Here is a 6,424-nt window from a genome sequence, read left to right as displayed (position 1 = left end):
CAGGGTCCCGATCCGTGAGGCACTGAGCCGGCTCGAGAGCGAGGGGTTCCTGACCATCGTGCCGTTCCGCGGCGCGTCGGTCTCGGAGAACTCCGAGGCCGACGTGTTCGAGCACATGCAGATCCGGCGGGGCCTGGAGGTCCTCGCCGCGCAGCTCGCCGCGCGGAACCGCGGGGGTGAGGTGCGCGAGGATCTGAAGGCGATCGTCCAACGCGGGTTCGAGGCCGCGCAGGACAACCAGCTTGAGGAACTGCCCGACATCAGCATCGAGTTCCACCGGCTCGTCTACGCGGCCTCCGGCAACGAGCGCCTGCGCCAGATGCTCGAGACGCTGCTCAAACGCATCTCCTGGGGTTTCCGGCTCGACCTCAAGTACCAGGTGAGCACCGCATGGTCCGATCATGCGACGATCGCGGCCGCGATCCTGGAGGGTTCTCCGGTCCAGGCCGGGCACCTGATGAACGAGCACGTCGCCAAGGACGAGGAGCGCTACCGGCAGCTTTCGGCGAAGGCGCACAGCTCCGATCGGGCGGACGTCTCGATGTCCTACAACGGCTAGGACGGCAGCAGGGCTCTCGCACCCCTCCTAGCCCGAGGCACTGTTCCGCCGTGTGGTCGGGAGCGCGACCAGGACCACCGTGAACGCCATGGCCAGGGCAGGGAAGCCCGATGCCCACCATCGGCCGAACGTCAGATCCGCGACGCCGCGGGAGATCATCGCTCCCCATTCCGGTGTCGGAGAGGGCACGCCAACCCCGAGAAAGCCCAGGCCAGCGGTCATCATGATGGCCGAACCGAAGGTGATCGAGAACGTCTCCACGACCGGCCAGGTCGAGTTCGGGAAGACGTGCCGCACCATCACCCGGAACTCCCTGAGGCCCGCCTGGCGAGCGGCGTCCAGGTAGGCATCGCGGCGCACCTTGAGCACCTCGGTCCGGGTGAGCCTGGTCAGGTTGGGTGTCAGCGATGCGGCGATGACCACGGTGAGCGTCGTGACGCTTGGGCCGGTGATCGCGACGACGGCCAACGCGACCAGCATCGGAGGCAGGGCGCTGGACAGTTCGATCGTCCGTGCCATCGCCCGGGCTCCGCGCCCGATCAGGCCCCCGCGCTCCTCCCCCATCCCGATCAGGACCCCGGTGACTGCCCCGGCGATCGAGGCCAGCAACGCCACGGAGAGCCCGATCGCGAGATTGAGACGGGTCGCCGAAACGGTCCGTGAGAAAACGTCGAGTCCTACCGAGTCCGTCCCCATCAGGTGAGTGGCGCCCGGGGTATCGAAGGCTTCGCTACGACCTTCTCTGGATCGAACGGCACCAGTAGCGGGCCGATGATCGCGAACAGGGCGACCGCTGCCAAGGGAACCCAAGGCCACCAGCGGGCCCACCACAGCCTCAGCTCTGCCCGGCTACGCGACCGCCAGGCTGGCAGTTGCACCGGCACCGCAGTAGTCATCGCTCCGCTCCAGTCGATCCGGGACGCCGGCGCGGGTCGAGGAGCATGTTCGTCAGGTCGACCAGCACGAACAGCACCAGCGTCAACGCGCCGACGACGATGAGGAAACCGCGAATCGCGGTCGCGTCGGCCAAGGTCACCGCCGACACGAGGTACTTGCCGAGCCCTCCGAAGCCGAACAACTGCTCCAGTACGATCGCCCCGCCGAGGAGGGTGCCGAGCATGGTCCCGAGCATCGAGACCATGGCCGGCAGCGAGCGCCGCAGGATGCTCAGCCACACATCCCGCCGGCGCACACCGCAGGAGATCCGGAAGATCGTCGGTGGTGCCTGCGCGGCCTGGTGCATGGCGTGGGAAAGCAATCGCATCAGGACCGGTGACTGGTAGAGCGCCAAGGCCAGGACCGGAAGCACGAGATGCCCCGCCATGGACGTCGCGACCGCGACGTTGCCGTCCAGTACCGCGTCCAGAAGCGGGAAACCGGTGATGCGGTTCGGTTCCTCAAGCAGCGGGTCGAAACGCCCGATCGGCGCTGGCGCGATGTGCAGGACCGTGTAGAAGACGACGATGAGCAGGATGCCGACGACGAAGTCCGGAAGCGCACCAGCGAGATCCATGTACCGCCGAAGCACCCGGGAGGTGAACCCGTGCGGGCGGGCCAGCAGGACGAAGCTCCCGGCCAGCGCGATGAGCACCGTGACGGTGAGGCCGATGACCGCCAGTTCGATCGTGGCTGGGAGCACCGTGATGATCTCGCCCAGCACGGGCTTGCCGGAGGCCATGGACGTGCCCAGGTCGAGATGGAGGACATCGCTCATGAAGCGCGCGAACTGCTCCCAGATCGAGTCGGTCAGCCCGAACCTCGCCCGGGCCTGCTCCAACTGCTCTCCGGTCAGGCGCCCGTTGGTCATCGACAGGACGGGGTCGCCAGGAAGGGCGAAGACCAGGAAGAACACGGCCGCCGCGAAGAGGATGGTGTGCACCGGGAGCCAGAGCAGCCGGGTGAACCACCACCGATGTCGGTCGAGTGCGCGGCGTGCCCTGTCGCGCCTGATCACGACGCCGCCTTGAGCAGGCCCGCTGTGTAGGGGTCGGCGGGAGCACGGAGCACCTCGGCGACCGGCCCACGCTCGAGCACGGCACCGCGGTGCATGACCATCAGTTCGTCGGAGATGAACGCGGTGGCCGGGATGCCGTGCGAGACGAACAGCAGGCCGGCATCGTTGGACGCGCAGTAGTCGACCAGCAGGTTCAGGATCGAACCCTGAACCGAGACGTCCAGGGCGGAGACGACCTCGTCGCAGATCAGCAACGATGGTTGCACGACGAGTGCGCGTGCGATCGCGAAGCGTTGGCGCTGCCCTCCGGACACGTCGTACGGCCGACCGCGCGCGGCGGCGATGTCGAGTCCGAGCATCGTCAAGACCGCCTCGGCCCGTTGCAGAGCGGCGCCGTGGTCCAGGTCGGTGAGCCAGCGCATCGGCTGTAGGAGGCTGTCCAGCAGCGAGCGCCTCGGGTCGAACGAGGAGGAGGTGTCCTGAGCGATGTACTGGACTTCCTTACGGAAGCCCCGCCACTCGCGCGGCGTCAGGGAGGCCAGGTTGCGGCCGTTCCAGAAGACAGCGCCGCTACTCGGTCGCTCCAGCCCCACCAGGAGCCGGCTCAACGTGCTCTTCCCGGAGCCGGACTCTCCGATGACGCCGACGCGTCCGTTGCTGTCGACCTCGCCGGTGAACGCCAGCAGGGCGGCGACCTTCGAGCGCCCGTGCCCGTATGCCTTGGCCAGTTCCTCGGCCTGCAAAAGGGTGTAGTTAGCCTTCCTCATCGCGGCCGCCTAGGCCGCCGCATGATGTGCGGGGTGCCAGCATCGGACCAGATGGTCGGCCCCGTCCGACTGGCAGACCGACGTGTCCGGCATGGTCTCGCACAGCGCGGTGCGCCGCGCACAGCGGAATCTGAACGGGCACCCGTCAGCCGCGATGTCCGGATGCGGGACAGGCGCCGGGCTGATCGTGGGAAGCCTCCAGGCTGCTGCGTGGGCGAGCGTGGGCACGCTTTTGAGCAGTGCGTCGGTGTAGGAGTGCCGCGGCTGCGCGGCGAGCTCCGTCGATCTGCCCTCCTCGACCACGCACCCGCCGTACATCACGAGCATCCGGTCGCAGAATTCGCGCGAGAGACTGATGTCGTGGGTGACGACGAGTAGGGCGGTGCCTGCCTCGCTGACGACGTCGCAGATCAGCCGCATCATCTCGCGCGCGAGCGAGGCGTCCAGCGCACTGGTCGGCTCGTCGGCGATGAGGACCCGTGGGCGGCTGGCCATGGCCAGGGCCAGCATCACGCGCTGGCGCATGCCCCGGAGAGCTCATACGGCCGCGCACGCAGCACGCGCTCGGCCTCGTCCAGGCCCACCCGTCGCAGCCAGGATCTGGCCTGCGCGTCCCGCTCGGCTCTCGCGAATCCCGCCGCTCGCAGCACCGCGCCGAACTGACTGCGGACCGTCGACACCGGATCGAGCGAGGTCATCGCGTCCTGGAACATCATTGCCACGCCGTCGCGGCGCCGAGGCAGGCCCCCGGAGGTGGTGCTGATCGTCTTGTCCACGCCGAGGACTGTGAACGTGTTGGCGGCGATGGCCACGCCGGGACCAGACAGGAACCCGGCCAGTGCCAGACAGACGGTCGACTTGCCCGAGCCGGATTCGCCGACGATGGCGACTCGCTCGCCCGCTGCCAGGCGCAGGTCGAACTGCCGCACCGCTGGTACGCGTTCACCTTCGTGGTTTCGCGACGGGTAGCTGACCCGGAGGCCGGCGACCTCCAGCAGCGGCTCGCTGCCCCCGCTCTGCGGGATCGCCGGCTTGGTCGCCACCATCTCGGACATGGTCACCTCCGATCTCTGGCTCGCTGGATCGCGCCCGCTGATCGGGGTGCTCGCGGCTTCAGGGAACCAGCGATCGGTTTCAGAACCGTGTCCGAACTGTGCGGAGTGTTTTTCGCGACTGTAGACAACAGAGCCGCCGACCTGGTCGACTTCTCTAGAAGTGACCGCTAAGAACCGATCCATCTATCCAGCTCCGTATACAATTACCGTGGGCTACCTGGGCGGGACGTTCTGGTTGTGGCGGAAGACGTTCTCCGGGTCGTAGACGCGTTTGATCAGGCGCAGGCGATCCCACGTCGATCCTGGATACGCGGCCCTGACGCGATCGGGGCCTTCGTCGCCCAGGGAGTTCACGTAGGCGGCGCGGTCGGTGGCCACGACCTCCGCCAGGTCGGCGGCCCACGGCTCGTGGTCGGCCGCTTCGTCTGGGGTCGCACCGGTTGCCGAGACCCAACCCGTCCATCCGCGGTTCCGGTGTGCGAACGCCGTTGCCCGGGCCGGCACCCGCGCCATCCGGCCGCCGAGTCGGCGCAGGTTGAACCGGGCGGTCCGGGCCACGGCTCCTGCCACACCCTCGACGATCGTGTCGATGGCGTCGTCGTCGATGGCGTCGGCCAGAAGCGCGCGGCCCACCTCGATCGGCCGATCTGCGCGATCGCCGCGTGCCAGAAGGTCGGGATAGCGCAGACACGCCACGGACTCGGCCATGATCGGGAGGTTGGCCCGGAAGGGCCGCAGCGCCGTGCCGGCCTCCGACTGCACCCCCGCGAAGCAGACGGTGACCTCGACGGCCGGTCGACCGTCGGCCCCGGTCGAACGCGCCGCGTCGAACATGACGAACACCTCCTCCGGCGCATCGAGGGCGGCGTCGATGAGGCGACGCAGGACCGAGCCGGTCAGCGGCAGCCGCAGTCGCACCTGGGTCAACGGGCCCATCGGGTGCAAGCGGTAGGTGAACCGCGTGACGACGCCGAAGTTCCCGCCGCCTCCACGCACCGCCCAGAAAAGGTCGGGTTCGGTCTCCTGATCGATCTCCCGGACGACGCCGTCGGCGGTCACGATCCGTGCCGCCAGCACATGGTCGACCGTCAAGCCGTTCAGCCTGCTGAGGTGGCCGATCCCGCCGCCGAGCGTGATCCCACCCAGCCCGACCCCGCCGGCCTCGCCGAACCCGGTCGCGAGGCCGAACGCGTCGACGGTTGCCGCGTACTGCCCCACCCGTAGCCCCGTGCCGGCGCTCGCCGTTCGCGTCGACGGGTCCACCGTGATGCGACGCAGAGCGGCAAGATCTAGAACCGCGCCGCCGTCGATGACGCTGGTGCGGGCCTGGCAGTGACCACCGCTGCGGACCGCCAGCGGCAACGCGTACTCCTGCGCCCACAGGACCACCCTGCCAACCTCGGCCTCGGTCCGTGGGCGCACGATGACCGCCGGTGACCGAGGCGGATATCCGTCGTGGTTGCGACGCACCTGGTCGTACTCGCGCGACCGCGGGTGATCAGCTCGCCGGTGACCAACGACGCCAAGTGCCGGACCGCGGTCGTCCGATGACGCGCGGACTGTGTGGGCGCCATGTTAGCGAAACAGTGCCTCTCCCGCCGGGATCGGGAAGCCGCCGTCGACGAAGGACTCAACCTCACCGGCGGCGAGTACCTGCTTCGTGGTCAGGAGCAGAGACGGCATCCGTGTCCCGCCGGCCTCGTCGACGATGGCGCGTAACCGGGCAGACGGCAACGCGTAGAGCACCCGCCGGATCCCGGCGGAGAAGATCGCCCCGGAGCACATCGGGCACGGCTCGCAGCTGGCGTACAGCGTGGACTTCTCAAGCTCCTCGCGGGTCATCCGCGGCGCGACCAGCCGGACGAGCTGGGTTTCGGCGTGCTCGGTCGGATCGCCCGTGGTGAGCACTGTGTTGTAGGCACTGCCCTGTTCGAGGCCGTCGGCGTCGAACAGGACGGCACCGAAGGCGAGGTTCCCGGTCGCCTTGGCATCGGCCGCGGCCTGGATGGCCCGGTCCAAGCCGCGGCGGTCGATGCCACTGAGTTCGGCTTCGCTGTACATGCTCGTCATTCCTTTCGGCAGGTGAAAT

At 68.6% G+C, this 6,424-nt stretch carries 7 protein-coding genes and 1 pseudogene; 1 reads left to right on the top strand and 7 read right to left on the bottom strand.

What is annotated here, in order from left to right; genetic code table 11:
* On the top strand, nt 1-559 hold a 559-nt coding region (locus Prum_RS43525), incomplete at its 5' end, for a GntR family transcriptional regulator (RefSeq protein ID WP_173083231.1).
* 27 nt (nt 560-586) lie between these two features.
* On the opposite strand, the gene Prum_RS43520 is transcribed toward Prum_RS43525, so the two are convergent.
* From Prum_RS43520 to Prum_RS43490, 7 genes and pseudogenes are all read right to left on the bottom strand, one after another.
* Nucleotides 587-1,390, bottom strand: a complete 804-nt coding sequence (locus tag Prum_RS43520; RefSeq protein ID WP_173083229.1) for an ABC transporter permease — start codon at nt 1,388-1,390, stop codon at nt 587-589.
* Between the two features lie 61 nt (nt 1,391-1,451).
* Nucleotides 1,452-2,513: an ABC transporter permease gene (locus tag Prum_RS43515; protein ID WP_173083227.1), complete on the bottom strand. Its 1,062-nt coding sequence runs from the start codon at nt 2,511-2,513 to the stop codon at nt 1,452-1,454.
* Nucleotides 2,510-3,280, bottom strand: a complete 771-nt coding sequence (locus tag Prum_RS43510) for an ABC transporter ATP-binding protein (RefSeq protein WP_173083225.1) — start codon at nt 3,278-3,280, stop codon at nt 2,510-2,512. Before Prum_RS43510 ends, Prum_RS43515 begins: the two co-directional genes overlap by 4 nt.
* A gap of 9 nt (nt 3,281-3,289) precedes the next feature.
* Nucleotides 3,290-3,598: an oligopeptide/dipeptide ABC transporter ATP-binding protein gene (locus Prum_RS55540; RefSeq protein ID WP_371871419.1), complete on the bottom strand. Its 309-nt coding sequence runs from the start codon at nt 3,596-3,598 to the stop codon at nt 3,290-3,292.
* 192 nt (nt 3,599-3,790) lie between these two features.
* Nucleotides 3,791-4,326, bottom strand: a pseudogene (locus Prum_RS43500) (ATP-binding cassette domain-containing protein); the annotation flags it as partial.
* A gap of 222 nt (nt 4,327-4,548) precedes the next feature.
* Nucleotides 4,549-5,757, bottom strand: a complete 1,209-nt coding sequence (locus tag Prum_RS43495; protein WP_173083219.1) for an FAD-binding oxidoreductase — start codon at nt 5,755-5,757, stop codon at nt 4,549-4,551.
* Between the two features lie 153 nt (nt 5,758-5,910).
* On the bottom strand, nt 5,911-6,396 hold the full coding sequence (locus Prum_RS43490; RefSeq protein ID WP_173083217.1) for a nucleoside deaminase: 486 nt from the start codon (nt 6,394-6,396) through the stop codon (nt 5,911-5,913).
* Nucleotides 6,397-6,424 lie beyond the last annotated feature (28 nt).

The organism is Phytohabitans rumicis (genome assembly GCF_011764445.1).
Taxonomy (GTDB): domain Bacteria; phylum Actinomycetota; class Actinomycetes; order Mycobacteriales; family Micromonosporaceae; genus Phytohabitans; species Phytohabitans rumicis.
Note: the sequence above shows the minus strand (reverse complement) of the source record. Positions and strands in the feature narration are given on the sequence as shown.